Genomic DNA, 25,457 nt, shown 5'->3' with positions numbered 1-25,457 from the left:
ATGAAAGATCTTCTCGGCCTGATGGGCAAGGCGAAGGAAATGCAGGCCAAGTTCCAGGCCATGCAGGACGAGATCGCGACGCTCGAAGCCACCGGACAGGCGGGCGGCGGCCTGGTCAGCGTGACGCTGACCGGCAAGTTCGAAATGAAGGCGCTGAAGATCGATCCCTCGCTGTTCAAGGGCGATGAGGTTGAGATCCTGGAAGACTTGCTTCTGGCCGCCCACAATGACGCCAAAAATAAGGTAGAGCAGGTCATGCAGGAAAAGACCAAGGCGCTGACGGCGGGCCTGCCCATACCGCCCGGAATGAAATTGCCGTTCTGAGCTGGCTGCCGCCAGTTAATTGATTATGAACGAAAATCGAGCCCGGCCCGCAATATTAACCATTTCGCCGGTTATGCTCACGGGCTCATTTCGCGACATTCATAAAGTTTTACCCAAGTCCAGAGTTTGCTAACCATCTAGCCATCTTTTTGCCTGAAAGAGTCTCATTCTTGCCACATCTCGGGGCGGGCTGGCATCTGGAAATGAGGCTTTTTTGTTGATCGCGACGCGATGGAAGACGCCGGTGCTGCTTATCGGCATCGCCGCTTCCCCCTTGTTCCTGGCCGGCTGCAGCCAGACCGCTTCACACGGCATGTCGGTGGCGAGCCTGACCGATGCCGTCACGCCGAGCTTCCTCAGCTCGCGCTCCTACAAATACACGATGAAGGACAAGGAATGCCTGCAAAGGGCGATGTTCTTCGAGTCCAACCGCTCGAGCCGCGACGGCATGATCGCGGTCGGCACCGTCGTGATGAACCGGCTGCGTTCCGGCCAGCACGGCAGCACCATCTGCGAGGTCGTCGGTGAAAGGGGCCAGTTCGCTCCCGGCGTGCTGACGCGACCGATGAATTCGAAGGCGCTGCCCGATGTCGAGGAAGCCGCCGAGGCTGTGCTCAAGGGCGAGCGCAAGGCCAAGCTCAAGAACACGATGTATTTCCACACCGCAGGCCTGCGGTTCCCCTACAACAACATGCACTACACGATGGTGGCCGGTGGCAACGCCTTCTATGAGAAGCGCGGCCGCAACTGGCAGCCGCTGCCGGATGAGCCCATGGTCGCCATGGCTTCCGGCAAGTCGCAGAAGATCGACCCTGCCGCTCCAGTGCTCGTCGCGTCCGCCGAACCGGTGGTCAAGACGATCGTCCATGCCGACCCGGCCAAGCAGGCTGCCATGACCGCGGCCGCCGCGCCGGCGCTTCCCGCCAAGGCGGCAATCGTCCCCGCCCAGCAGACCTATATGACGGCCTCCGCAGCGCCGGCGCAGAAATCCGGCCGCGTCACGGCGAAGCCGACGATGGTGGCGATGCAGGAGCCGATGGAGGAACCTGACGCGTCCCGCTTCGGCGGCACAGTGAAGGGCCGCTACATCACCTCCGTACCGAGCGCCCCGCAGGAAGCGGCGATGGGGTTCGAGTCGACGCCTGAGAACACCGACGCCATCGGCGCGCTGATCGTCAGCCAGAACCGGCCGCTCTAAACCTGTTGCGTCGACCCTCGATGCACGACCCGCCTTGGCAGCATGCGGGTCGTGTGCCGCTGCGAACTGTTCCAAACTGCTCTGAAAAATCCTAGATCAGAGCGATGTCGAAACGAATCGCCGGTCCAGAGATCGAACGCCTGATCCAGCTCCTGGCCAAGGTTCCGGGGCTCGGGCCGCGTTCAGCCAGGCGCGCCGCCCTCCATCTCATCAAGAAGAAGGAGCAGTTGCTGCAGCCTTTGGCCGCCGCCATGGGCGAGGCGGTCGACAAGGTGCGCATCTGCTCGACCTGCGGCAATGTCGACACCTCCGACCCTTGCATGATCTGCACCGACCCCCGCCGCGACGCCGGCACGCTGATCGTCGTCGAGGACGTCTCCGACCTCTGGGCGCTGGAGCGCGCCGCCGCCATGAACGTGCGCTATCACGTGCTCGGTGGCACGCTGTCGCCGCTCGACGGTATCGGCCCCGACCAGCTCAACATCCGCTCGCTGGTCGATCGCGTCGCCGGTGGCGAGGTGAAGGAGGTCATCCTCGCCGTCAACGCCACAGTCGAGGGCCAGACCACGGCGCATTACCTGACCGACCGGCTTTCTGGCTTCGACGTCAAGGTGACAAGGCTTGCGCACGGCGTGCCGGTGGGCGGCGAGCTCGACTATCTCGACGAAGGCACGCTGGCCGCGGCGCTGCGATCGAGGACGGCGTTTTGAGGGGGCAGGGGAGGGGCTCGTGACAGAACGCGAACATGGAACATTGGCTTTCCTTTCCCTCTTCGCAGCCTTCGTCATTTTCCTGCTCGCCACCACCGCCTCCGCTGCCCCCATAGACGACCAGTTCCAGGCGTGGCTGCAGACGGACCTTTGGCCCGAAGCCAAGGCCAAAGGCATCTCCAAGAAAACCTTCGACGAAGCCTTTCTCGGCGTGAAGCCGAACCTCAAGCTTCCAGACCTCGTCATGCCCGGCGAGAAGCCGACGACGCCTGAGAAGCAGCATCAGGCCGAGTTCGGCCCGCCCGCCAACTATTTCGCCGAGAAGATCATCCGGGCTGTCACCACCGGCGGACGGTCGCGCGACAGCGCCAACGCCAGGGTGCTTGGGCTGATAGAGAAGCGCTACGGCGTGCCTAACGAGATCGTGCTGGCGATCTGGGGCCGCGAGACCGGCTTCGGCGCCGCCAAGATGCCTTACGACGCCTTCGAGGTGCTGGGCACCAAGGCGTTCATGTCGACGAAGAAGGATTTCTTCCGCACCGAGGTGCTCGCGGCCCTCGAGATCGTCGAGCGCGGGCTTGCCCCGGTCAATGCGATGAAGTCGTCCTGGGCCGGCGCGCTCGGCCAGCCGCAATTCATGCCAACCTCCTTCTTCAAGCACGCCGTCGATTTTGACGGCGACGGCCGGCCCGACATCTGGAATTCGACGCCCGACGTGCTCGCCTCGATCGCCAACTACCTCGTCCACTACGGCTGGGCGAGGGGCCGCGGCTGGGGGACCGAGGTGATCGCGCCGGCAAACATCTCCTGCTCGCTCGAAGGACCCGACCAGGGCAAGAGGATTTCCGACTGGGTCGCGATGGGCATCAGGCGCGCTGACGGCAAAGCGTTTCCGGCAAGCGAGCTCAAGGCCGAGGGTTTTCTGCTGATGCCCGCCGGGCGCAGCGGCCCGGCCTTCATCGTCACGCCGAACTTCTATGTGCTGAAGGAGTACAACACCAGCGACCTGTATGCGCTGTTCATCGGTCACGCCGCCGACCGCATTGCAAAGGGTGACGCCGCCTTCGCCGGAATCTGGGGGCCGGTCGGCGATCTCCACCGGTCCGATATCGCGGCGCTGCAGCGGGCGCTGGAGGCGAAGGGCTACGATGTCGGCAGCGCCGACGGTCTGCCCGGCTTCAAGACACGTCGCTCGATCGGCTCCTGGCAGGCGAAGAACGGCAAGGCGGCGACCTGTTTTCCCGACGCAAGCCTGGTCGCGCAGCTGAAATGACGGGCGACTTCCAAGCGTCAAAAGTTTAGCAGATTTTTCCCAATTGGAGGCCTCGATTAGCCGGCGCACGGGTCGACTCGCGGCGGCCCATTCTGGCCCAATAAGCTGTTTCGCAAAATGCGCGTTGCCGGTTCGAGCGCTGCTGAATGGGTGTTGACCAACTGGACAAAAACCACGACGGTAAGTGGTCCAAGCCGTCGTCGGCTTCGCAAAGAATAATGCGGCCCTGAGCCGGGAACTCAGGTCAACAAAACAGGGAACGATCATCATGATGCTGGAAAAGTTTGCTCTCCGTGGCTTGCTCGCGGGTGTGGCTATGTCTGCGCTGCTTGCAGCGCCCGCCTTCGCTGTCACGCCCGCGGACACGCTGGTCGAAGGTTTTGCCATCGACGACATCATCTCGATGGATCCGGGCGAGGCGTTCGAGCTGTCGACTGCCGAGGTCACCGGCAACACCTATGACCTCCTGGTCCGCCTCGACCTGAGCGACACCTCCAAGGTCAAGGGCGATCTCGCCGATAGCTGGAGCGTTTCCGACGACGGCCTGACCTATACCTTCAAGCTGAAGCCCGGCATGAAGTTCGCCTCCGGCAATCCGATAACCGCCGCCGACGTTGCCTATTCCTTCGAGCGCGCCATCAAGCTCGACAAGAGCCCGGCCTTCATCATCAACCAGTTCGGCATCAGCGGCGATAACGTCACCGAGAAGGCCAAGGCAGTCGACGACACCACCTTCCAGTTCGTCGTCGACAAGGCCTACGCGCCAAGCTTCGTGCTGAACTGCCTGTCGGCGACCGTCGCTTCCGTCGTCGACAGCAAGCTGGTCAAGGAACATGTCGCCGCCGTCACGCCGAGCGCCGACTACAAATGGGACAACGACTTCGGCAATGCCTGGCTGAAGACCGGTTATGCCGGCTCCGGCCAGTACAAGCTGCGCGAATGGCGTGCCAACGAGGCCGTCGTTCTGGAGCGCAACGACAACTACAATGGCGAGAAGGCCAAGCTCGCCCGCGTCATCTACCGCAACATGAAGGAAAGCTCGGCGCAGCGTCTGGCGCTCGAGGCCGGCGACATCGACGTTGCCCGCAACCTCGAGCCGAACGACCTCGACGCCATTGCCAAGAACGGCGATCTCACCACCACCAGCGCGCCGAAGGGCACGGTCTATTATATCAGCCTCAATCAGAAGAACCCGAACCTCGCCAAGCCGGAGGTTCGTCAGGCGTTCAAATATCTGGTCGATTATGACGCGATGAGCTCGACCATCCTCAAGGGCATCGGCGAGATCCACCAGTCCTTCCTGCCCAAGGGTGACCTCGGCGCCATCGACGACAATCCCTTCAAGCTCGACGTCGCCAAGGCCAAGGAATTGCTCGCCAAAGCCGGTCTGCCTGACGGCTTCAAAGTCACCATGGACGTGCGCGTCGGCCAGCCCACCACCGGCATGGCGGAATCGATCCAGCAGACGCTCGGCCAGGCCGGCATCAAGCTGGAGATCATCCCCGGCGACGGCAAGCAGACGCTGACCAAGTACCGCGCCCGCAACCACGACATCTATATCGGCAACTGGGGCCAGGACTATTTCGATCCCAACTCCAATGCCCAGACCTTCGCCTCGAACCCGGACAATTCCGACGCGGCGAAGATCAAGACGCTGGCCTGGCGCAATGCCTGGGACATTCCGGACTTGACCAAGGAAACCGAGGCGGCGCTGCTGGAGAAGGATTCGGCCAAGCGCGCCGACATGTACAAGGATCTGCAGAAGAAGATCCTCGACACCAGCCCCTTCGTCGTCATCCACCAGCAGCTCGAAGTGGCGGGGCTGCGCAAGAACCTCAAGGGCTTCGCGCTCGGCCCGAGCTTCGACACCAACTTCGTCGGGGCGGTTTCGAAGGAATAGCGTTTTCGGACGCGCCGCGTGAGCGTAGCTGAAAACCAGGCGGCGGCCGGGCGCGGCAGCGCCCGTGCCGTCAGCATTCTATCGTCGCTTGGCCGCTTTCTGGTCATCGCGGTAACGACCTATCTCGGTCTGCTCGCGGTGACCTTCTTCATCGGCCGGGTCATTCCGATCGACCCGGTTCTGGCCGTTCTCGGCGACCGGGCCCCTACCGCCGTCGTCGAGCGCACGCGCCGCGAAATGGGCCTCGACCTGCCCTTGATCGAGCAGTTCTACATCTATGTGAAAAGCGCGCTGAGCGGCGATTTCGGCACTTCGGTGCTGACCACCAACCCGGTGATGTCCGACATCCGCCGCGTCTTCCCAGCGACCATCGAGCTGGCGACGCTGGGCACCATCATCGGCGCGGTGTTCGGCGTGCCGCTCGGCGTGCTGGCCGCGGTCCGGCGCGGCAGCTTCATCGATCAGATCGCGCGCGTCATCGGCCTGATCGGCTATTCGGTACCGATCTTCTGGCTGGGCCTGCTCGGGCTCGTGCTCTTCTACGCCAAGCTGCAATGGGTCGCCTTTCCGGCGCGGCTCGACGTCGTCTATGAGTACACCTTCACGCCGATCACCGGCTTCTACCTGCTCGACGCGGCCATGCAGGGGCAATGGGACGTCTTCTACGACGCTTACCGCCACATCATCCTGCCGGCCTCGCTGCTCGGCTATTTCGCGCTCGCCTATATCAGCCGCATGACGCGCTCTTTCATGCTGAACGAGATGGCGCAGGAATACATCGTCGCCGCGCGCGCCAAGGGCCTGTCGGAGACACGCATCATCTGGGGCCACGCGCTGCGCAACGCGGCGGTGCCGATGGTGACGGTGATCGCGCTTTCCTACGCCAGCCTGCTCGAGGGCTCGGTGCTGACCGAAACCGTCTTCTCCTGGCCGGGCATCGGCCTCTACATCACCAATTCGCTGACCAACGCCGACATGAACGCGGTGCTCGGCGGCACCATCATCATCGGCTCGGTCTTCATCGGCATCAATCTTCTGTCCGACCTGCTCTACCGTCTCCTCGATCCAAGGACCAAGGCCGGATGAGCAGAGGTATCGCACTTTCGGGCTTGGCTGCGGCCAATCAACCCCACTCGAGCCTTTCGGGCCACGTCTCCCCCTGCCTGGGGGAGAGGAAAAGCTGGTCGCATGATTGGCGTCTTTCCTCTCCCCCGTCGAACGGGGGAGGGGTGGTCTGCGAAGCAGACCGGAGTGGGGGTCGACACCTTCAAGAGGCATCGTCATGACCGCCTCTGACGCCGGCTCCCTCTCTCGTCGCGAATGGTTGCTGTCGGAGCGGCCGGCCTCGCGCATGCAGGCACGGCTCGGCCGTGCCTATGTCGCCTGGCGGCGTTTCACGGCCAACCGGCTGGCCGTAGTCGGCCTGTTGATCATCCTCGGGCTGGTGGTGGTCGCCGCCCTTGCCGGCATGCTGGCGCCCTATTCGCCGACCGTGGGCGATCTGAAGAATGCCCGCCTGCTGGCGCCGAGCGCCGCGCACTGGTTCGGCACCGACGACCTCGGCCGGGATATCTATTCGCGCATTGTCTACGGCTCGCGCTGGACGCTTTACGTCGTCATCCTCGTCGCCATCATCGCCGCACCGATTGGCCTCCTCGTCGGCACCGTCGCCGGCTACGCCGGCGGCTGGACCGACGCCATCCTGATGCGCATCACCGACATCTTCCTGGCCTTCCCCAAGCTCGTGCTGGCGCTGGCCTTCGTCGCGGCGCTCGGGCCCGGCATCGAGAACGCGGTGCTGGCGATCGCCATCACCTCCTGGCCGCCTTACGCGCGCATTGCCCGCGCCGAGACGCTGACGGTGCGCAACTCCGACTACATCAAGGCGGTGCAATTGATGGGCGCTTCGCCGTTCCGCATCGTGCTGCGCCACATCATGCCGCTCTGCATCTCCTCGTTGATCATCCGCGTGACGCTCGACATGGCCGGCATCATCCTGACCGCCGCCGGCCTCGGCTTCCTCGGTCTCGGCGCGCAGCCGCCGCTGCCCGAATGGGGTGCGATGATCGCGTCGGGCCGCCGCTTCATCCTCGACCAGTGGTGGGTGGCCGGCGCGCCGGGCGCCGCGATCCTGATCGTCAGCCTCGGCTTCAACCTGCTCGGCGACGGTCTGCGCGACGCGCTCGATCCCCGGAGCGGTGACCAATGAGCGGCAATCCGGACAAGCAAACAAAAGGCGCGCTGCTCGAAGTCGACGATCTGCGCGTTACCTTCCCGACCCGCACCGGCCTCGTGCAGGCGGTGCGCGGCGTCTCCTTCTCGCTCGGCCGCGAGCGTCTCGGCATCGTCGGCGAGAGCGGCTCCGGCAAGTCGCAGACCGGCCGCGCCATCATGGGGCTGACCTCGCCGCAGGCGCAGGTGTCGGCGAAGAAGCTCAGCTTCGACGGCATCGACTTGCTCTCCGCGCCGCCCCGAGAGCGCCGGGCGCTGCGGGGCAATCGCATCGCCATGATCCTGCAGGATCCGAAATATTCGCTCGATCCGGTGATGACCATCGGCCGCCAGATCGTCGAGACGCTACGCACGCATGAGAAGGTCTCCAAGGCCGAGGCGCGTGAGCGGGCGCTGGAGATGCTGCGCGCGGTGCAGATCCGCGATCCGGCCCGTGTCTTCGACCTTCACCCGCATGAAGTCTCGGGCGGCATGGGCCAGCGGGCCATGATCGCCATGATGCTGATCGCCGGGCCGGAGCTGATGATCGCCGACGAGCCGACCTCGGCGCTCGACGTCACCGTGCAGCTCGACGTGCTGAACATCCTAGACAAGCTCGTCGCCGAACGCGGCATGGGGCTGATCTTCATTTCGCACGACCTGCGGCTCGTCTCGTCCTTCTGCGACCGCGTCGTCGTCATGTATGCCGGCAAGGTGGTCGAGCAGCTCAAGGCGTCCGAGCTGCGCGACGCCCGGCATCCCTACACGCGCGGCCTGCTCAACTGCATGCCGCGTATAGGCTTCGAGCGCCATCCGCTGCCGGTGCTCGACCGCAAGCCGGAGTGGGCGGCATGACCGCGGCTCTTTCCATCGAACGGCTGGAGGTGGTGTTCGACCGCTTCCGCGCGCTGAAGGGCGTCGACCTCGAAGTCAGGGAAGGCGAATCCTACGGGCTGGTCGGCGAAAGCGGCTCCGGCAAATCCACGCTGCTCAAGGCAATCACCGGCCTGGCGCCTGTCGCCGGCGGCGCCATCACCGTCAACGGCAAGACCTTGGGCAAGACGCGCGACAAGGCGTTTTACCGCGATGTGCAGATGGTCTTCCAGGACCCCTACGGCTCGCTGCATCCGCGCCAGACGGTCGACCGCCTGCTGCAGGAGCCTTTAGCCATCCACGGCATCGCCCATGGCGAGAAGCGCATCGAGCGCGCGCTGGACGAGGTCGGCCTCGGCAACGGCTTCCGCTTCCGTTATGCGCACCAGCTCTCCGGCGGCCAGCGCCAGCGCGTCGCGATTGCCCGCGCGCTGATCCTCGAGCCCTCGATCCTGTTGCTCGACGAGCCGACCTCGGCGCTCGATGCCTCCGTGCAGGCCGAGGTGCTGAACCTTCTGGAAGAGGTCCGGCGCCGCCGCAAGCTCACCTTCCTGATGGTTAGCCACGACCTCGCCATCATCACCCATATGTGCGAGCGGCTGATGGTGATGCAAAACGGCGAGGCGGTGGAGACACTGACCGCGAGCCAGCTGATCGGCCACCGTGTGAGCGAGGACTATACGCGCAACCTGCTGAGGGCGAGCGAGGGATTTGTGAGGACGGCATGAGTTCGTCCTATTGGCGCATAGCCAGTTTAGGAGAATTTCGTATGGAGCGATGGGACTTCGAAGACCCGCCGAACGTCGCGGTGTTATCGGACAAGGGCATATTCAGACACGGCGACTGGATCGCATACATTGTGCATGAAAATGATAATGACGACGACGATGATGATGAAGGTGGCAGTTGGCAGTTCTACAGCAGCGACACGCGAGATCGGGATGATAGCGACATGATGCTCGTTGGCTTGCGAGAGGTGGTTGAGCGGGACAAGAGCATGTTGGCATTGGCCGATTTGCCAAAGGGCTGGCACGCTTGGCGCAGCTCGAAATCATCGCCTTGGCAGCGGGCAAAATCTCCGCCCGTGGGCTTCAATGACAACAATGACCCGGCAGAAAGCTAAGTTGGGCTTTGTAACGGTTCGCCGGCATCCAAAACCGGGGACCTCTGTCCCTCTTTCGGCTCCTTGATCCGGAACCACGTCACATAAAGCGCCGGCAGGAAGAGCAGCGTGATCGCCGTGCCGGCGATGATGCCGCCCATCATCGCGTAGGCCATCGGCCCCCAGAACACTTCGCGCGCGATCGGGATCAGCGCCAGGCTGGCGGCCGCGGCCGTCAGCGCGATCGGCCGCATGCGGTGCTCGGTCGCTTCGATCACGGCCGCCCAGCGGTCCTTGCCTTCGGCGACGAGGTCTTCGATCTGCACGATCAGGATGACCGAGTTGCGGATCAGGATGCCGATCAGCGCCAGCACGCCGAGGATGGCGACGAAGCCGAGCGGCGCGCCGCTGGGCACCAGCGCGGCCACCACGCCGATCAGGCCGAGCGGCGCCACCGCCACCACCAGGAACAGGCGCTGGAAGCTCTGCAATTGCACCATCAGGATGGTCGCCATGATGAACAGCATCAACGGCACCACGGCCGCGATCGGTCCCTGGCTTTTCGCGCTTTCTTCGACCGAGCCGGCGGTCTGCACCGAATAGCCCGGCGGCAGCTTGTCGATGAAGGCATCGACAGACGGCTTCAGCTCATTGACGACGGTCGCCGGCAGCACGTCGCCGACCAGCCCGGCCCGCACGGTAATTGTCGGCGTCCGGTTCCGCCGCCAGACCGTCGGCTGTTCGAGCTCGTAGCGGAAAGTGGCGATCGCAGCCAATGGGATCGACTCGCCGGTTCCGGTCGGCAATTGCATGTTCTGCAGCGTTGAGATCGAACTGCGGTCCGCTTCGCGCGAGCGCGCCACGACATTGATCAGGTAGGTCGCGTCGCGCACCTGGGTGATGGTGGCGCCGCCGACCGTGCTGTTCAGCGCGCTCGCGATGTCGGAGGAGGTGATGCCGAGCTGGCGCGCCTTGTCCTGCAGCACGTCGACCCTCAGCACGCGTTGCGGCTCATTCCAGTCGAAGGTGGGGGCGGCAAGCTTCGGATTGGCGGAAATGATGGCGGCAAATTGCTGCGCCAGGCCCCGCACCGTCTGGATGTCTGGACCGCCGACACGGTACTGAACCGGGCGCCCGACCGGCGGCCCGAGCTCGAGGGGCTTGACGAAGGCATCGGTGCCGACGAACTCCTCGCGCAGCAGTTTTTCCAGCGCCGGCTTCACCCGGTTGCGCGCCTCGATGCTCTTGGTGACGATGACGGTCTGGCCGAAGTAGGGATTGGCGGGCTGCACGTCATAGGCGAGCAGGAAGCGCACCGCGCCCTGGCCGATATAGGACGAGAAATGGTCGATGTCGGGATTCCCGACCAGCGCCCGCTGCTCGAAGCGCTCCATTTGGTCGCGCGTCTCGGTGATCGACGAGTTTTGCGGCAGGTTCCAGTCGACGACCAGTTCCGGCCGGTCGGACGGCGGGAAGAACTGCTGCTGCACGAGGCCGAAGCCGGCAATGGAGGCCGCGAACAAGAGCACCGTCGCGATGATCGTGAGCCAATGGCGCCGCACCGAAAAGACGAGCACGCGCCGGAACAGCGTGGTGAAGCGTCCAGGCTGGTCGTGGTGCTTGGCCTTCATCGTCGCCGGCAGGATGGTGACGCCGAGCAGCGGCGCAAACAGCACCGCCACGATCCATGACACCAGCAGCGACACCGCAATGACGACGAACAGCGTGAAGGTGTATTCGCCTGCGGCGCTGTTGTTGAGGCCGATCGGAATGAAGCCGGCAACCGTCACCAGCGTGCCGGTCAGCATCGGGAAGGCGGTCGAGATGTAGACATAGGTTGCCGCCTTGCGCAGATTGTCGCCGACCTCAAGCCGCGCCACCATCATCTCCACCGCGATCATGGCGTCGTCGACCAGCAAGCCCAGCGCGATGATCAAGGCACCCAGCGAAATGCGCTGCAGCGATATGCCGAGATAGGCCATGACCGTGAAGGTGATGGCCAAAACAAGCGGGATCGACAACGCGACAACGAAGCCGGCGCGCATGCCGAGGCTGATGAAGGACACCGCGAGCACGATCGCCACCGCCTCGAACAGCGCTCGTGTGAACCCGGAGACCGCTTCCTCGACGATCACCGGCTGGTCGGCGACCAGATGCACGCCGACGCCGACCGGCAGGTCGGCCAGCACCTTATTCATCTCCTCGCGCAGCGCTTCGCCGAACTTGAGCAGATTGGCGTTCGGCTTCATGCCGATGGCAAGCCCGATTGCGTCCTGGCCGTTGAAGCGAAACAGCGCCGTCGGCGGATCGACGTAGCCGCGCGTGATCGTCGCGACATCGCTCAGCCGGAAAAAGCGGTCGTTGACGCGCAAGTTGATGGCGCGCAGGCTCTCCTCGGAGGTGAACTGGCCGCCGACGCGCACGCTGATACGTTCCGGACCGGACTGGATCACGCCCGACGGCGTGATCGCGTTCTGTGCCTGCAGGCTGGCGACGATCTGCTGCTGGTTGAGGCCGAGCGCCGCGATCTGACGGGAAGAGAATTCGAGATAGATCGCCTCGTCCTGGGCACCGACCAGGTCGACCTTGCCGGCGTTCGGCACGGTCAGGATTTTGGTGCGGACATCCTCGACATAGTCGCGTAGCTGGCGCGGCGTCAGCCCGTCGGCGGTGAAGGCGTAGATGTTGCCGAAGACGTCGCCGAAGCGGTCGTTGAAGAATGGTCCCTGGACGCCCTGCGGGAGCTCCGGCCAGATGTCGTTGACCATGTCGCGGACCTGCAGCCAGGTCGGCACGACATCGCGCGCCTTCGTGGTGTCCTTCAGGTTGACGAAGATGACGGTCTTGCCTGCGGTGGTGACGGATTTGGTGTAGTCCAGGCTGTCGAGCTCCTCGAGCTTCTTCTCGATGCGGTCGGTCACCTGGCGGACCGTCTCGTTGACCGAGGCGCCCGGCCAGTTGGCCTGGATCAGCATCGTCTTGATGGTGAAGGCGGGATCTTCCTCGCGTCCGAGGTTGAGGTAGGAGAAGATGCCGGCCACCACGAAGACCAGCATGAAATACCAGACCAGCGAACGGTGGCTGAGCGCCCAGTCGGAGAGGTTGAAGCCTTTCATCAGACCCCATCCTCCGGCACTTTGACCTTCTGACCCTCGATCAGGCTGTGCACGCCGGCGGTGACGACCCGCATGCCGGCTTCGAGCCCCGACGCCACCGTGAAAGTGCCGCCGTTCCTCGAGCCGACCTTGATATCGCGCGCGCTTACGCTCGACGATTGCGGATCGACGATCCAGACCTTCTCGGAGCCGTTCTTTTCGAGCAACGCCGACATCGGCAGCTCGATCGTCGGCGCCACCTTGGTCATGCGGGTCGCCGTGATCGTCGAGCCAAGCCGGAAGGCCGTGGGCGGGTCTGTCAGCGTCAGCCGCACGCGGCGCGTGCGGGTCGACCCTTCCGACTGCGGCGCGATCTCGCGCAGCTTGGCCTCGGTGGTGATGGTGGGCAGCGACTGCAGGATGATCTGGAACAGCGTGCCGACGCTGAGATCGCCGATCAGTTGGTCGGGAATGTCGACCACCGCCTCGCGCGGATCGGTGCGCGCCACGGTGACGACGGTCTGTCCGGGCGACACAGTCTGGCCGACCTCGGCACCGACCGCGGTGACGACGCCGTCGAAGTCGGAAAACAGCCGGGCATAGCCAAGCTGTTCCTGCGACTTGGCCAAAGCGGCGTTAGCCCGCTCGACGCCGGCGGCCGCCGCTTGCCGGGCCTGCTGCGCGGCGTCGAAGACGGACTGTGGGGTGTTGGCGGAGGCAAGCAGGGCGCGCTGGCGCTCTTCGCTGGCCGCTGCATTGGCGAACTGAGCCTGGGCGTTCGACAGATCCGCTTTCGATGCCTGGACGGCGAGTTCAAGCGCGGTCGGGTCGAGTGCTGCGATCGTCGTGCCCTTCGTGACGATGTCGCCGACCTTGACGTCGCGCGAGACGACGCGGCCAAGCAGACGGAAAGCAAGGTCGGCGCTGAATTGCGGTTCGACCGAACCGGCGAAGCCGAAGGTCTCGACTGTCTTCGGTTCGACGACCATCGACAGCACCGGCCGGATGATCTCGGGCGGCTTCTCTTCCGAGCGCGAGCACGCGGCAAGCGACGCGGTGATGAGGAGCGCGGCGGCAAGCGGCAGCCGGTTCATTGGCTCGCTCCCGCGACCTCGATCGTCTGGCCGGGACTGAGCAGTTGCCCGCCGGCGGTGACGACGTTCTGGCCTTCCTGCAATCCCTTGTCGACGACGACCACGCCTGAATCGAAGGCCAGCACCTCCACCTCGGCCGTCGACACGGCCTTGCTTGATGGATCGACGACCCAGACGGCCGGCTTGCCGGCGGTGGACGTCAGCGCCTGCCAGGGCAGCAGAATGGCCTTGACCGGCTTGGCGCTGGCCGAGCCAATCACGGCGGCGCCCAGCGGCATGCCGGCGGGTGTGTTGGGTATGCCGACCTTCACCCTGATCGACCCCGAGGCCGGATCGACCGCCGGCGAGATTTCGCGCACTTTTCCCACTGCCCTGATCTGCGGGTCGGACAGCAGCGTGATCGTCACCGCCGGCCCCGAAGGCGTCCTGGCAACCAGCGTCTCATGCACGTTGAAGACGGCGTCGCGGTCGCCGTCCTCGGCAATGGTGAAGACGGTCTGCGCCGCCTGCACCACCTGTCCGGCCTCGACCTGACGCGCGGTGATCACGCCGGGAGCGCCCGCCTTGAGCTCGGTGTAGGAGAGGTTTTCCTTGGTGTTGGCCAGAGCGCTCTGCGCGGCGTCGAGGCTGCCTTGCGCCACTTTCAGCGTCTGGTCGGCGCTGTCGAAGTCGCGCCGGGTCGTGAAACCTTGCGAAAGCAGCGTCTTTTGCCGTTGGTAGGTGGCTGCGGCCTGGGTTAGTTGCGCCTGCGCGGCATCAAGATCCGCCTGCGCCGAGCGCAGGTCGGATTCCTGCTCCTGCGGATCGATGCGGGCAAGCACGGCGCCCTGGTCGACATGCTGGCCGACATCGACAAGCCGCTCGGCGACGCGGCCGCCGACGCGGAACGACAGATTGTTGAGCGTGCGGGCCGCGATCACGCCGGTCAGCGAGGTCCTCGGCGCATAGTCGGCAAGCGCCACTGTTTGCGTGGTCACCAAGACCGGCAGCTTCTTTTCCGCCGCCTGCTGTTTCTGGCAGCCTGAAACCGGCAGTGTTGCGACACAGGCCAGCAGCAACAAGGTGTTTGAACGAAACAGGGGGCTGGGCGGCGAAGACGGCAAGGCGGACGATGTCGCGTTCCTGCTCATGGTTCCCCTCGATCCCGCGAAAGCCGCTCCTGACGGCGGCACGTCGCGGATAAGGCGAGGATAATCGATCGACGGGAAAAGGAAACAGTTTCTGGCCGGATCAACCGCCTGGCGAAGATCGATTTCCGGCCAGGCCAGGCCCAATCGACTGGGCCAATGTGCCGACTTGAGGAAAACCTGAAATAGGGTCAGAAGAGGCTTTGACGGCATCAAAACAAAGCGGGCGCCTGCCCGATGAGGGACGAGATGAAGAATTCAGCCATTTCTGAACGCAAGAACCAGTCGATCTCGCGCGGCGTCGGCATGACCACGCAGATCTACGCCGATCGCGCCGAGAATTCGGAGATCTGGGATGTCGAGGGCCGCCGCTACATCGACTTCTCCTCGGGCATCGCCGTGGTCAACACCGGCCACCGCCACCCGAAGGTGATCGAGGCGGTCAAGGCGCAGCTCGACCGCTTCACCCACACCTGCCACCAGGTCGTGCCTTATGAGAGCTATGTGCGGCTCGCCGAGCGGTTGAACGGCATGCTGCCCGGCAAGTTCGACAAGAAGACGATCTTCGTCACCACCGGCGCCGAGGCGGTCGAGAACGCGATAAAGATCGCCCGCAACGCCACCGGCCGTCAGGCGGTCATCGCCTTTTCCGGCGGCTTCCATGGCCGCACCTTCATGGGCATGGCGCTGACCGGCAAGGTCGTGCCCTACAAGGTCGGCTTCGGCGCCATGCCGGCCGACGTCTTCCATGCGCCGTTCCCGGTCGCGCTGCACGGCGTTTCGGTCGCGGATTCGCTCGCAGCGCTCGACAAGCTGTTCAAGGCCGATGTCGATCCGGCCCGCGTCGCCGCCATCATCGTCGAGCCGGTGCAGGGCGAGGGCGGCTTCTACGAGGCGCCGCGCGAATTCATGACGGCACTGCGCAAGATCTGCGACCAGCACGGCATCCTGCTCGTCGCCGACGAGGTGCAGACCGGCTTTGCCCGCACCGGCAAGATGTTCGCAATGGAGCATCATGACGTGGCGCCCGATCTCACCACCATGGCCAAGAGCCTCGCCGGCGGCTTCCCGCTCTCGGCCGTCACCGGCCGTGCCGAGATCATGGACGCGCCCGGCCCCGGCGGGCTCGGCGGCACCTATGGTGGGAGCCCGATCGGCGTGGCGGCAGCCCACGCGGTGCTCGACGTCATCGATGAAGAAAGACTCTGCGACCGCGCCAATGCGCTGGGCGCCAGGCTGAAGCAGCGGCTGGAGTCGATCCGCGACGACGTGCCGGAGATCGTCGACATCCGCGGCCCGGGCTTCATGAACGCCGTCGAGTTCAACGACGTCAAGAAAGGCCTCCCGTCAGCGGAATTCGCCAATGCGGTGAGGCTGAAGGCGCTCGACAAGGGCCTGATCCTGCTCACCTGCGGCGTCTACGGCAACGTCATCCGCTTCCTGTCGCCGATCACCATCCAGGACGGCGTCATGACCGAAGCGCTTGACATTCTGGAGACCTCGATCCGCGAAGCGCGGGCGGCTTGAATTAGCCCGTCGCCCTCGCGGGCTCGTCCTGGCTGAAGGCGGCAAGCGCCGCCTTCAGCGCATCCAGCCCTGCCGCGACCGTCTGCGGCGCTGGCGAAAAACCGGCGCCGAGCATCTTGCGGCCGAGCATGTGGTCGGCCGGCCGGTTGACGGATTCGATGCCGAGCAGCCGGTTGCCCGCATAATGGTAGATCGAGAACCTGTTCTCGGACGGCTCGCCCAGCACGACATGGCTGTCGCCGCCTTGCGTTAGGCCGACCATCTGCAGCTTCATGTCGCCGATGTCCGACCAGAACCAGGGTACCGCGGAATAGGCGTCTGTATGGCCAAGGATGATGCGCGCGGCAAGGCGCGCCTGGTCGGTGGCGTTCTGCACCGATTCCAGCCGCACGTCACCGCCGGTGAACCAGTGCCGGTAGGAGGCGGCGTCGCCGACGGTGAGGATTTCGGGGATCGAGCTTTGCATATGCTGGTCGACACGCACGCCGTTGGCAATCGCAATGCCGGCGGCTTCCGCCAGTTCGACATTGGGGACCACGCCGACGCCGATGATCACCAATTGCGCCGGCAGGCGCTCGCCGCTCGACGTGATCGCGGCCGAGACTCGGCCGCCTTCGCCGTCCAGCCTGGCGATCGTGGTACCGGTCAAGATACGCACGCCGATCGCTTCCAGGCGCTGGCGCACATGGGCGGCGATCGCCGGCGCAACGGCGCGGCCGAGCAGCCGGTCGAGGGCTTCCACAACGGTGACCTTGCGGCCGGCGGCCCTCAGCGTTGCCGCGATCTCCAGCCCAATGAAGCCGCCGCCCAGGATGACGACGTCCTCGCTTTGCGCGCTGAGTTCACGGATCAGCCGCGCATCGGCCAGCGAGCGCAGCGACACAACGCCGGCGAGCTGCGCGCCATCGAGCTTGAGCAGGCGCGGCCGCGATCCGGTCGCGAGCACCAGCCGATCGAAGGGAATTGCGCTGCCGCCGGAAACGTCGAGCCTGCGCGCGCCAACATCGATCCTGTCGATCCAAACGCCAGGCCGGTAATCGATGGCATTGCCCGTATAGAAGGCTTCGCCGCGCAGCGGCTGCGGCTTGGCCTCGGCATCCTTGATGAAGGTCTTGGACAGCGGCGGCTTGTGATAGGGCAGCTCGTTCTCGTCGCCGATCAGGATGACCGGTCCGTCATAGCCTTCCTCGCGCAGGCTGGCCGCCGCCTGCACGCCGGCATGACCCGCACCGACAATGACCACCCCGTTCTTCATCGCAGCCCTTTTTTCGCTTTCGAATCTAGGATCTTCAGCCAGGTGGCGATTGTCTGCCGCCGCCGCAAGAGCCCACGTCCCGGTCGCACCCAGAACGGCCGCCTGTCAATCCGGATGTTCGGCGTCCATATCGGGCTTAAAGTTGATAATTGCAGTTTAGAATAATTCTAAACTGTTGTTTCAATTGAATTTTCTCTGCCTCACCAGTTGACTTCCAACCTTTCCGCCGCTTTATGGAGGGCCGCGCTCCTGGCGCATTCCTTTGATGTCTGGGCCTTGAACCCTTTCGATTGGAGGCATTTCGGTGTCTTTTGCTGATTGGCCGTGCCATCGCGCGGCAACTTTGCCTTTCCGGTCATTGGTGCTTGTGCCGGCGCCGCACGCTTGCGGCCGCGCACCTATGTCATTGAATTTCTGAGGAGATGGGATTGATGAAAGCGATAATTTCGCCGCGAATTATTGCGCCACGTTGGGGCAGCAGGCTTGCCGCGATCGGCGCCACCGCGGCGCTGACGGCGGCTGTGTTCGTGCTGCCGGCGAAGGCCGAAACGGACCCGAAGGCGGTGATCAAGACCTATGCCGATATCGCGCTCGCCAAATACGAGGATTCGCTGACCACCGCGCAAGCGCTCGACAAGGCCGTCGATGCGCTCATCGCCAAGCCCTCGGCCGAGACGCTCAACGCTGCCCGCGAGGCCTGGAAGGCGGCGCGCATCCCTTATCAGCAGACCGAGGTCTATCGCTTCGGCAACAAGATCGTCGACGACTGGGAAGGCAAGGTGAATTCCTGGCCGCTGGACGAAGGCCTGATCGACTATGTCGCCAAAAGCTACGGCACCGAGTCGGACGAGAACTCGCTCTATACGGCGAACGTCATCGCCAACAAGGAGATCGAGATCAACGGCAAGAAGGTCGACGCCTCGAAGCTGACGCCCGAATTCCTCTCCGGCACGCTGCAGGAAGCCGGCGGCGTCGAGGCCAATGTGGCGACCGGCTATCACGCGATCGAATTCCTGCTTTGGGGCCAGGACCTGCACGGCACCGGGCCCGGCGTCGGCGAGCGCCCCTACACCGACTATGATGTCAAGAACTGCACCGGCGGCAACTGCAATCGTCGCGCCGAATATCTGAAGTCGGCAAGCGACTTGCTGGTCTCCGACCTGCAGGAGATGGTCAACGACTGGAAGGAAGACGGCGCGGCACGCAAGAGCCTCACTGACGGCGAGCCGAACGCCGGCATCTCCACCATCTTCACCGGCATGGGCTCGCTGTCGTACGGCGAGCTGGCCGGCGAGCGCATGAAGCTCGGCCTCTTGCTGCACGATCCGGAAGAGGAGCACGACTGCTTCTCCGACAACACCCACATTTCCCATCTCTATGATGCGATCGGCATCCGCGCCGCCTATCACGCCAGCTATACCCGTCTGGACGGCACCGTGGTGTCCGGCCCGTCGGTGTCCGACATGGTCAAGGCCACCGACCCTGCGATCGAGAAGGAGCTGTCGGACAAGCTCGACGTCACGGTCGCCAAGATGGAAGCGATCAAGGCGCGGGCGCTGGCCGGCCAGGCCTATGACCAGCAAATCGCCGAGGGCAACGCGGAAGGCAACGCCACCGTGCAGGCGGCGATCGACGCGCTGATCGACCAGACCAAGTCGATCGAACGCGCTGTCGGTTCGCTCAAGCTCAACGCCATCGCCTTCGAGGGCTCCGACAGCCTCGATGCGCCGGACAAGGTGTTCAAGTAAACTGTCGGGCAAGTACAGCCAACGGCGTCCGGGCGGCGCCGTCAGCCAGGGCAAGTAAATGCTGATCTGCCATTGCAACATCATTACCGAAAAGGAGATCGAGCAGACGATCGTCAGTCTGCTGGATGAAGATCCCTGGCAGCTTATTGTGCCTGCCAAGGTCTATCATGCCATGCGCAAGCGCGGCCGCTGTTGCGGCTGCTTCCCAAATGTGGTGGAAACGATCATTCGGGTCACCGAGAACTACCACGCCCGTTCAGAGGGAAGCGGCGCGGACATCGTTTCACACCTGGACCGCGTGAGAGGCTTGCGGGTCCAATACGGGAGCAGAACCCATGAAAGGCGAACCGCAGATCATCGAGCGGCTTAACGAAGCCCTGTTTCTGGAGCTTGGGGCCGTCAATCAGTACTGGGTCCACTATCGTCTGCTCGAGGACTGGGGCTACACGAAGCTCGCAAAGAAGGAGCGGGCGGAATCGATTGAGGAAATGCATCACGCCGACCGGCTGGTGGCACGCATCATCTTCCTCGAAGGGCATCCGAACCTGCAGTCCGTCGCGCCGCTGCGCATCGGCCAGAACGTCAAGGAAGTCCTCGAATCCGATCTCGCCGGCGAATATGACGCGCGCACGTCCTACAAGCGCTCGCGCGAGATCTGCCAGGAGGCGGGAGACTACGTGTCGATGAAGCTGTTCGAGGACCTACTGGCCGACGAGGAAGGCCACATCGACTTTCTGGAGACGCAGCTCGACCTGCTTGCCTCGATCGGCGAGGAGAAGTACGGCCAGCTCAACGCCGACTCGGCCAACGAGGCGGAATAAGGACATGCGGGAATGCGGCGCCCGGTAGATTCTTCGCGCCGCTCGCGGCGGGCCCGAAATGATGGCCTGCCGCTCCCCAAGACCCCGCGACACCGGATTTATCGCGGGGCTTCGCTTTTGCTGGCAATCACGCTTGCTACGTCGACCTCGGCTGGTGAGCCGGCCGGTCTGCCGACGAGCCGTCGCACCGATCTGACGCCGAGGGATCAGGCGCGCGTCCTGGCCGTCACCCGGCTGACCACCGATTTCGCCAAGCCCGAGCCGTTCGAACTGATGCAGGGCGGTGCCGGCACATCGGAGAAGGACATCAACCGCGACGCGTTCTCGCAATCGTCCGCCAACATCACCTTCGAGGAAGAAGGCACTTTCAAGCTCGGCAATGCGCTTTTCCGCAAGAACTGGGTCTCGTCACCGTCGTCGACCCAGGCCTCGGACGGTCTCGGCCCGCTCTTCAACGAGCGCGCCTGCCAGAACTGCCACCTGAAGGACGGCCGCGGCCGGCCGCCGGAAGGCGGCATCGGCTCGACGTCGATCTTCCTCCGCCTCGCGCGCGACGCAAGCAATGCCGAAGAGAAGGCTGCGCTCGCCGACCAGAAGGTGCTGAACTTCCCCGATCCGGTCTATGGCTCGCAATTGCAGGATCTGGCGGTGCCCGGCCTCAAGGGCGAAGGCCGGATGCGCGTCGTCTATACCGAGGAAAAGGTGAAGCTTGCCGACGGCGCCGTCGTTTCGCTGCGCAAGCCCGGCTACTCGATCGAAGACCTCGCCTATGGCCCCCTCGATCCGCGCACCACATTGTCGCCGCGCCTGACGCCGCCGATGATCGGCCTCGGCCTGATCGAGCAGATCGCTCCAGCTGATATCCTCTCGAATGCCGATCCGGACGACCGCGACGGCGACGGCATCTCCGGCCGACCCAACATCGTGCGCGATGAGCTGAGCGGCGCGGTGACTTTGGGCCGCTTCGGCTGGAAGGCGCAGGCCGCATCGATCCGCCAGCAGACAGCCGATGCCTTCGCCGGCGACATCGGCATCTCGACGCCGGAAGTGCCGAAACATTGGGGCGACTGCACCGAAGCGCAAAGGGATTGCCTTGCCATGCCGAATGGCGTGCAGGAGCGCCTGGGGAAAGTGGAGGCGCCGCCCCCGGTCATTGACCTAGTCACCTTCTATTCGCAGAACCTTGCGGTGCCGGCGCGGCGCGATATCGGCGAGCCGGACGTTCTTGCCGGCAAGAGGCAATTCTACGAAATGGGCTGCATCTCCTGCCATACGCCGAAATTCGTCACCATGCGCGGCACGCCCAACAAGGCGCAGGCCTTCCAGCTGATCTGGCCCTATTCCGATTTCCTTCTCCACGACATGGGCGAAGGCCTTGCGGACGGGCAGCGTGTGGGGGAAGCGAGCGGCAGCGAATGGCGCACGCCGCCGCTCTGGGGCATAGGCCTGATCGCGACGGTCAACGGCAACAGCTTCTACCTGCATGACGGGCGCGCGCGAACGCTTGCCGAGGCGATCCTCTGGCACGGCGGCGAGGGCCAGAAGGCGCGCGACTGCTTCGCCGGCGCCGCTGCCGCCGACCGTGACGCGCTGATCAAATTCCTGGAGTCGCTTTAATGTCGAGACGCATCGTAGCCGTCCTTGCTTTTCCCTTGTTTCTGGCCGCCGCGTGGCCGGCATCGGCCGCGGTCAGAACCTCCGATGTCATCGGACGCGCGATCGACGGGTTTGTGGGCCCTGCCTATGCCAGCCTCGACGATCGTGCCACGAGCCTGACCAAGGCGATGCGCCAGCTTTGCGCGACGCCGTCGGAGCAAAATCTCGATGCGGCGCGCGCGGATTATTCGGCCACGGTCGAAGCCTGGTCGGTGGCCGAGATCATCGCCTTCGGGCCGATCAAGGAGAATAACCGGCTGGAGCGCATGCTCTATTGGCCGGACCGCAAGAGCATCGGCCTGAGGCAGGTGCAGGCGACGCTCGCCGCGAAAGACCCTTCCGCCACCGATCCCGCGCAACTGGCGGCAAAGAGCGTCGCCATGCAGGGGCTCGGCGCGCTCGAATACGTGCTGTTCGGCGATGGCGCTGAAACGCTTGCCGGGACGGACGAGCCCTATCGCTGCGCCTATGGGGCTGCGGTCGCCGGCAACATCGAAACGATCGCCAGCGAGGTTCGCGACGCCTGGAACAAGCCGGACGGTTTTGCTGCGCTCTGGGCCAATCCGGGGTCGAAGAACCCGCTCTACCGCAACGGCACGGAGGCGGTGACGGAACTGGTCGGCGTCTTCATCAATGAGCTGGACATGATCCGCGACGTGCGGCTCAAAGGCTTCCTTGGCGCGAAGCCGGAAGCCGACAAGCCGAAGCAAGCAATCTACTGGCGTTCGCAGAACACGACGAATTCGCTGGCCGGAAACCTGTCCGGCATAGACCGGCTGTTCAAGGCCTCGAAGCTTGGCGATGCGCTGCCCGCCGATGCCCGGTGGATGGCCGAATCCATCCACATCCAGCTCACCAACGGCGTGGCCACGGCGAAATCCATCACGGGTCCGATCGACAAGGCGCTCGCCGATCCGGCGCTGCGCGGCAAGCTTGACCATTTCGCGCTAATCACCTCCAGCCTCTCGACCCTGATCGGCACCAGGATGACCGCAGAGTTCGGCCTCACCGCCGGCTTTTCATCGCTCGATGGGGATTGACGCTTTGAGGACCTCGCTGATCGATCGCCGCGATTTCCTGCGCGCTGCCGGCGCGAGCTTCGCCGCCGCAATGGCGCCGCGTGCCTGGGCGGATACGCTTGCTGCCGACGCCGTCTTTGCCACGGCCTTCGTCAAGCGTGACGGCAGCTTCGGCGCCGCCGTGCTCTCCGAGGCCGGCAAGATCCTGCACACCGTCGATCTGCCGGATCGTGGCCACGACGTCACTTTCGACCCGGGGTCGATGCGCTCGGTCGTCTTCGCCCGCCAGCCCGGCACCTTCGCCGTCGTCTTCGACCATGCCGGGCGCGCGCCGCCATTGACCATCGCCAGCATCGCGGGCCGGCATTTCTTCGGCCATGGCGTGTTCTCGCCTGACGGCCGCCTGCTCTATGCCACCGAGAATGATTTCGACAACGCCGCCGGCGTCGTCGGCGTCTACGACGCGAAGGCAAAGTTCAGCCGCGTCGGCGAGTTCCCGACCCACGGCATGGGGCCGCATGAGTTGCTGCTGCTTGGCGACGGCAGGACGCTCGCCATTGCCAATGGCGGCATCGAGACGCATCCGGATTTCGGCCGCGCCGAACTGAATATCGCGACGATGAAGCCTTCCTACACGCTGGTCGACCGCATCACCGGCGATCTGATCGAAAAGCATGAGCTGCCGACGGCGCTGCACCAGCTCTCGATCCGCCACATGGACCGCGACCAGGCGGGCACCGTGTGGTTCGGCTGCCAGTATCGTGGACCGGCGACCGATCGCCCGGCGCTGGTCGGGCGCGCCATACGCGGCAAGGAGTTGGAGCTTTTGGAGATGCCGCAGGACGTGCTGTCGGGTTTCCGCAACTATATCGGCTCGGTCGCCGCCAATCCCGCCGCCGGTACGGTCGCCGTGACCTCGCCGGAAGGCAATTCGCTTGCCGTCATCGAAGCCGCCAGCGGGCGCGTTGTGGTGACCAAGTCGCTTGTCGAGGTCTGTGGCCTTGCCCCGGATGCTGCCGGCTACATGGCGACCACCGGCGCCGGCGAGATCGTCGGCGGCGCCGGTACACGTTCCGAACCCGGCTATGTCTGGGACAACCACATGCTGCGCATTGCGGCCGTGGTCTGACGGCCGACAAGATGCTGGCGTTGGTGATGCACGCAAGCGAAGCCGCTTCACATTTATGCCGCCTGGCCCTTGCAGTGGCGGGCCATGCCGGGCAGAGGGAATTGTGTTTCGATCCAGTTCGTTAACCGGCCATATAAAGCTGCCAATATGAAGCTGCTCGCCATCGACTGCGCCGCCAGTCTCTGTGCCGCCTGCGTCTATGATGCGGGCGCGGGCAGCGAGCTTGGCCGTCAGGTCCTCGACCTGGGCAAGGGCCATGCGGAGCATCTGATGGCCGTCATCGAGACCGCCCTGAAAGCCGCCCGCGTTGCATATGACGACCTGGATGCCATCGCCGTCTCGATCGGGCCAGGCTCCTTCACCGGCCTGCGCGTCGGCGTCTCGACCGCGCGCGGCCTGGCGCTGGCGCTGAAAATCCCGGCGATCGGCGTGACGACCTTGGAAGCGCTGGCAGCGGAAGCCGCAAATGCCTTTCCAGGCCGTGCCGTGCTTGCGGCACTCGACGCCGGCCGGGCAGAGCTCCATGCGGCTCTTTTCGACAGAGCGTTAGTCTTGACTTACGGTCCCGCGGTGGCCACGCTCCCCGAAGCGACCGCAATGGCGGTCGACGCGGCCGCGGTCCTCGCCGGCACCGCTGCGCCGCAGATTGCCGCCGCGGCAGGGCGCACCTTCGATATCGGCCCGGTCGCCGCCACCGCGGACATCGCGACCTATGCCAGGCTGGCTGCCGGCAAGGAGCCAGGCGAAAAGCCAAAGCCGCTCTACTTGCGCGGCGCCGACGCCAAGCCGCAGGCAGGCTTCATTCTGCCAAGACAGGATCGTGACCCGCCGCAGGGTCATGGTTCGGAAAAACAAGGCCGGAATCCCCAAAGGCGGGATTCAGGAGAGAAAGAGTCCTGATGCGCATACCTTTTCTTAAACCCCGCCGCAGGGACTATGCGCTGGAGCCGCTGACGGTAGCCGACAGTGCCGCCGTCTCGGTGTTGCACCGCGAGGATTTTGTTCGGCCCTGGACCGATGGAGAGTTTGCGGCGCTGCTCGAGCAAGACACCGTGTTCGGCTACGCCGCGCGCGAGACCGGGCAGGGCGCAAAGCCTCCGGTCGGTTTCGTGCTGGCGCGTCTGGCGGCAGGCGAGGGCGAGATCCTGACCGTTGCCGTCGCCCGCGCGCATCGCCGCCAGGGGCTCGGCTGGCAATTGATGGATGCGGTGCTGCGCGAATTGCATGCGCAACGCGCCGAGGCGCTCTTCCTCGAAGTCGACGAGACCAATCAGCCGGCCATCGCGCTCTACCGCAGGCTCGGCTTCCGCCAGGTCGGCCAGCGTCCGAACTACTACCGGTCGACCGAGCACGGCCCGACTGGCGCGCTTGTCATGCGCCGCGATCTTCGCTAGC

24 protein-coding genes are annotated in these 25,457 nt (G+C 64.6%); 20 read left to right on the top strand and 4 right to left on the bottom strand.

The genetic code is table 11. The features are described from left to right. From EN853_RS02885 to EN853_RS02840, 10 genes are all read left to right on the top strand, one after another. Entirely contained in the window at nucleotides 1-324 is a 324-nt protein-coding gene (locus EN853_RS02885) for a YbaB/EbfC family nucleoid-associated protein (protein ID WP_127857766.1), read from the top strand. A 217-nt stretch (nucleotides 325-541) separates the two neighbouring features. Beyond that, nucleotides 542-1,522, top strand: a complete 981-nt coding sequence (locus EN853_RS02880) for a cell wall hydrolase (protein ID WP_127857765.1) — start codon at nucleotides 542-544, stop codon at nucleotides 1,520-1,522. Between the two features lie 104 nt (nucleotides 1,523-1,626). Beyond that, nucleotides 1,627-2,232: a recombination mediator RecR gene (recR, locus tag EN853_RS02875; RefSeq protein WP_127857764.1), complete on the top strand. Its 606-nt coding sequence runs from the start codon at nucleotides 1,627-1,629 to the stop codon at nucleotides 2,230-2,232. Between the two features lie 43 nt (nucleotides 2,233-2,275). Further along, entirely contained in the window at nucleotides 2,276-3,505 is a 1,230-nt protein-coding gene (locus EN853_RS02870) for a lytic murein transglycosylase (protein ID WP_245516808.1), read from the top strand. A 268-nt stretch (nucleotides 3,506-3,773) separates the two neighbouring features. Further along, nucleotides 3,774-5,405 carry an ABC transporter substrate-binding protein gene (locus EN853_RS02865; RefSeq protein ID WP_127857762.1) on the top strand — a complete coding sequence of 544 codons (1,632 nt, stop codon included), beginning with the start codon at nucleotides 3,774-3,776 and terminating at the stop codon, nucleotides 5,403-5,405. A gap of 18 nt (nucleotides 5,406-5,423) precedes the next feature. Next, on the top strand, nucleotides 5,424-6,491 hold the full coding sequence (locus tag EN853_RS02860) for an ABC transporter permease (protein WP_127857761.1): 1,068 nt from the start codon (nucleotides 5,424-5,426) through the stop codon (nucleotides 6,489-6,491). A 196-nt stretch (nucleotides 6,492-6,687) separates the two neighbouring features. Next, nucleotides 6,688-7,614 (top strand): nickel transporter permease, encoded by a 927-nt coding sequence (gene nikC, locus EN853_RS02855; RefSeq protein ID WP_127857760.1) that lies wholly within the window; start codon nucleotides 6,688-6,690, stop codon nucleotides 7,612-7,614. Beyond that, nucleotides 7,611-8,471 carry an ABC transporter ATP-binding protein gene (locus EN853_RS02850; protein WP_127857759.1) on the top strand — a complete coding sequence of 287 codons (861 nt, stop codon included), beginning with the start codon at nucleotides 7,611-7,613 and terminating at the stop codon, nucleotides 8,469-8,471. Before nikC ends, EN853_RS02850 begins: the two co-directional genes overlap by 4 nt. Then, entirely contained in the window at nucleotides 8,468-9,217 is a 750-nt protein-coding gene (locus tag EN853_RS02845) for an ABC transporter ATP-binding protein (protein ID WP_127857758.1), read from the top strand. The genes EN853_RS02850 and EN853_RS02845 overlap by 4 nt, the downstream gene beginning before the upstream one ends. 41 nt (nucleotides 9,218-9,258) lie before the next feature. Next, nucleotides 9,259-9,612, top strand: a complete 354-nt coding sequence (locus EN853_RS02840; RefSeq protein ID WP_127857757.1) for a hypothetical protein — start codon at nucleotides 9,259-9,261, stop codon at nucleotides 9,610-9,612. Here EN853_RS02840 and EN853_RS02835 read toward each other — a convergent pair. The 3 genes from EN853_RS02835 to EN853_RS02825 are packed head-to-tail and all read right to left on the bottom strand — an operon-like array spanning nucleotide 9,609 to nucleotide 14,757. After that, a complete protein-coding gene (locus tag EN853_RS02835) occupies nucleotides 9,609-12,707 on the bottom strand; it encodes an efflux RND transporter permease subunit (protein ID WP_127857756.1) in 3,099 nt (1,032 codons plus the stop codon). The two genes, EN853_RS02840 and EN853_RS02835, sit on opposite strands and share 4 nt — an antisense overlap. Continuing rightward, complete coding sequence (locus EN853_RS02830; RefSeq protein WP_127857755.1) at nucleotides 12,707-13,780, bottom strand: efflux RND transporter periplasmic adaptor subunit; 1,074 nt, start codon at nucleotides 13,778-13,780, stop codon at nucleotides 12,707-12,709. Before EN853_RS02830 ends, EN853_RS02835 begins: the two co-directional genes overlap by 1 nt. Further along, nucleotides 13,777-14,757, bottom strand: coding sequence for an efflux RND transporter periplasmic adaptor subunit (locus EN853_RS02825; RefSeq protein WP_348631557.1), 981 nt, complete (start codon nucleotides 14,755-14,757; stop codon nucleotides 13,777-13,779). The genes EN853_RS02830 and EN853_RS02825 overlap by 4 nt, the downstream gene beginning before the upstream one ends. Between EN853_RS02825 and EN853_RS34465 the strand changes: the two genes are divergently transcribed. Next, on the top strand, nucleotides 14,750-14,974 hold the full coding sequence (locus EN853_RS34465) for a hypothetical protein (protein WP_245516814.1): 225 nt from the start codon (nucleotides 14,750-14,752) through the stop codon (nucleotides 14,972-14,974). The genes EN853_RS02825 and EN853_RS34465 overlap by 8 nt on opposite strands. 182 nt (nucleotides 14,975-15,156) lie before the next feature. After that, entirely contained in the window at nucleotides 15,157-16,434 is a 1,278-nt protein-coding gene (locus EN853_RS02820) for a 4-aminobutyrate--2-oxoglutarate transaminase (protein WP_127857753.1), read from the top strand. Between the two features lies 1 nt (nucleotide 16,435). Here the strand turns inward: EN853_RS02820 and EN853_RS02815 are convergent, their stop codons facing one another. Continuing rightward, the gene (locus EN853_RS02815; protein ID WP_127857752.1) at nucleotides 16,436-17,689 is read right to left on the bottom strand and encodes an FAD/NAD(P)-binding oxidoreductase; all 1,254 of its coding nucleotides are present in this window, start codon (nucleotides 17,687-17,689) and stop codon (nucleotides 16,436-16,438) included. A 431-nt stretch (nucleotides 17,690-18,120) separates the two neighbouring features. Here EN853_RS02815 and EN853_RS02810 point away from each other — a divergent pair, with 431 nt between their 5' ends. The 8 genes from EN853_RS02810 (at nucleotide 18,121) to rimI (ending at nucleotide 25,456) form a co-directional block, all read left to right on the top strand. After that, nucleotides 18,121-19,437, top strand: a complete 1,317-nt coding sequence (locus EN853_RS02810; protein WP_189343855.1) for an imelysin family protein — start codon at nucleotides 18,121-18,123, stop codon at nucleotides 19,435-19,437. A gap of 58 nt (nucleotides 19,438-19,495) precedes the next feature. Further along, entirely contained in the window at nucleotides 19,496-19,807 is a 312-nt protein-coding gene (locus EN853_RS02805; protein WP_127857751.1) for a (2Fe-2S)-binding protein, read from the top strand. Then, entirely contained in the window at nucleotides 19,773-20,258 is a 486-nt protein-coding gene (gene bfr, locus EN853_RS02800) for a bacterioferritin (RefSeq protein WP_127857750.1), read from the top strand. The genes EN853_RS02805 and bfr overlap by 35 nt, the downstream gene beginning before the upstream one ends. Nucleotides 20,259-20,270: 12 nt before the next feature. Then, the gene (locus EN853_RS02795) at nucleotides 20,271-21,875 is read left to right on the top strand and encodes a di-heme oxidoredictase family protein (protein ID WP_127857749.1); all 1,605 of its coding nucleotides are present in this window, start codon (nucleotides 20,271-20,273) and stop codon (nucleotides 21,873-21,875) included. Continuing rightward, complete coding sequence (locus EN853_RS02790) at nucleotides 21,875-22,954, top strand: imelysin family protein (protein ID WP_127857748.1); 1,080 nt, start codon at nucleotides 21,875-21,877, stop codon at nucleotides 22,952-22,954. The genes EN853_RS02795 and EN853_RS02790 overlap by 1 nt, the downstream gene beginning before the upstream one ends. A gap of 4 nt (nucleotides 22,955-22,958) precedes the next feature. Beyond that, nucleotides 22,959-24,062 (top strand): DUF1513 domain-containing protein, encoded by a 1,104-nt coding sequence (locus tag EN853_RS02785; protein ID WP_127857747.1) that lies wholly within the window; start codon nucleotides 22,959-22,961, stop codon nucleotides 24,060-24,062. A 147-nt stretch (nucleotides 24,063-24,209) separates the two neighbouring features. Further along, nucleotides 24,210-24,962 (top strand): tRNA (adenosine(37)-N6)-threonylcarbamoyltransferase complex dimerization subunit type 1 TsaB, encoded by a 753-nt coding sequence (gene tsaB, locus EN853_RS02780; RefSeq protein ID WP_127857746.1) that lies wholly within the window; start codon nucleotides 24,210-24,212, stop codon nucleotides 24,960-24,962. Next, nucleotides 24,962-25,456, top strand: coding sequence for a ribosomal protein S18-alanine N-acetyltransferase (gene rimI / locus EN853_RS02775; RefSeq protein ID WP_127857745.1), 495 nt, complete (start codon nucleotides 24,962-24,964; stop codon nucleotides 25,454-25,456). Before tsaB ends, rimI begins: the two co-directional genes overlap by 1 nt. The last annotated feature ends 1 nt before the right edge of the window (nucleotide 25,457 follow it).

This window comes from Mesorhizobium sp. M1C.F.Ca.ET.210.01.1.1 (assembly GCF_004791585.1).
GTDB lineage: Bacteria > Pseudomonadota > Alphaproteobacteria > Rhizobiales > Rhizobiaceae > Mesorhizobium.
This window is presented reverse-complemented; position numbering and strand designations above follow the sequence as displayed.

What these genes read in the sequence shown, in the direction of transcription:
- EN853_RS02865 (WP_127857762.1), top strand. Translation starts at nt 3,774, where the DNA reads ATGATGCTGGAAAAGTTTGCTCTCCGTGGCTTGCTCGCGGGTGTGGCT.
- nikC (WP_127857760.1), top strand. Translation starts at nt 6,688, where the DNA reads ATGACCGCCTCTGACGCCGGCTCCCTCTCTCGTCGCGAATGGTTGCTG.
- EN853_RS02805 (WP_127857751.1), top strand. Translation starts at nt 19,496, where the DNA reads ATGCTGATCTGCCATTGCAACATCATTACCGAAAAGGAGATCGAGCAG.
- EN853_RS02795 (WP_127857749.1), top strand. Translation starts at nt 20,271, where the DNA reads ATGCGGCGCCCGGTAGATTCTTCGCGCCGCTCGCGGCGGGCCCGAAAT.
- recR (WP_127857764.1), top strand. Translation starts at nt 1,627, where the DNA reads ATGTCGAAACGAATCGCCGGTCCAGAGATCGAACGCCTGATCCAGCTC.
- EN853_RS02840 (WP_127857757.1), top strand. Translation starts at nt 9,259, where the DNA reads ATGGAGCGATGGGACTTCGAAGACCCGCCGAACGTCGCGGTGTTATCG.
- EN853_RS02835 (WP_127857756.1), bottom strand. Translation starts at nt 12,707, where the DNA reads ATGAAAGGCTTCAACCTCTCCGACTGGGCGCTCAGCCACCGTTCGCTG.
- tsaB (WP_127857746.1), top strand. Translation starts at nt 24,210, where the DNA reads ATGAAGCTGCTCGCCATCGACTGCGCCGCCAGTCTCTGTGCCGCCTGC.
- EN853_RS02850 (WP_127857759.1), top strand. Translation starts at nt 7,611, where the DNA reads ATGAGCGGCAATCCGGACAAGCAAACAAAAGGCGCGCTGCTCGAAGTC.
- EN853_RS02830 (WP_127857755.1), bottom strand. Translation starts at nt 13,780, where the DNA reads ATGAACCGGCTGCCGCTTGCCGCCGCGCTCCTCATCACCGCGTCGCTT.
- EN853_RS02845 (WP_127857758.1), top strand. Translation starts at nt 8,468, where the DNA reads ATGACCGCGGCTCTTTCCATCGAACGGCTGGAGGTGGTGTTCGACCGC.
- EN853_RS02790 (WP_127857748.1), top strand. Translation starts at nt 21,875, where the DNA reads ATGTCGAGACGCATCGTAGCCGTCCTTGCTTTTCCCTTGTTTCTGGCC.
- rimI (WP_127857745.1), top strand. Translation starts at nt 24,962, where the DNA reads ATGCGCATACCTTTTCTTAAACCCCGCCGCAGGGACTATGCGCTGGAG.
- EN853_RS02820 (WP_127857753.1), top strand. Translation starts at nt 15,157, where the DNA reads ATGAAGAATTCAGCCATTTCTGAACGCAAGAACCAGTCGATCTCGCGC.
- EN853_RS02885 (WP_127857766.1), top strand. Translation starts at nt 1, where the DNA reads ATGAAAGATCTTCTCGGCCTGATGGGCAAGGCGAAGGAAATGCAGGCC.
- EN853_RS02815 (WP_127857752.1), bottom strand. Translation starts at nt 17,689, where the DNA reads ATGAAGAACGGGGTGGTCATTGTCGGTGCGGGTCATGCCGGCGTGCAG.
- bfr (WP_127857750.1), top strand. Translation starts at nt 19,773, where the DNA reads ATGAAAGGCGAACCGCAGATCATCGAGCGGCTTAACGAAGCCCTGTTT.
- EN853_RS02810 (WP_189343855.1), top strand. Translation starts at nt 18,121, where the DNA reads ATGAAAGCGATAATTTCGCCGCGAATTATTGCGCCACGTTGGGGCAGC.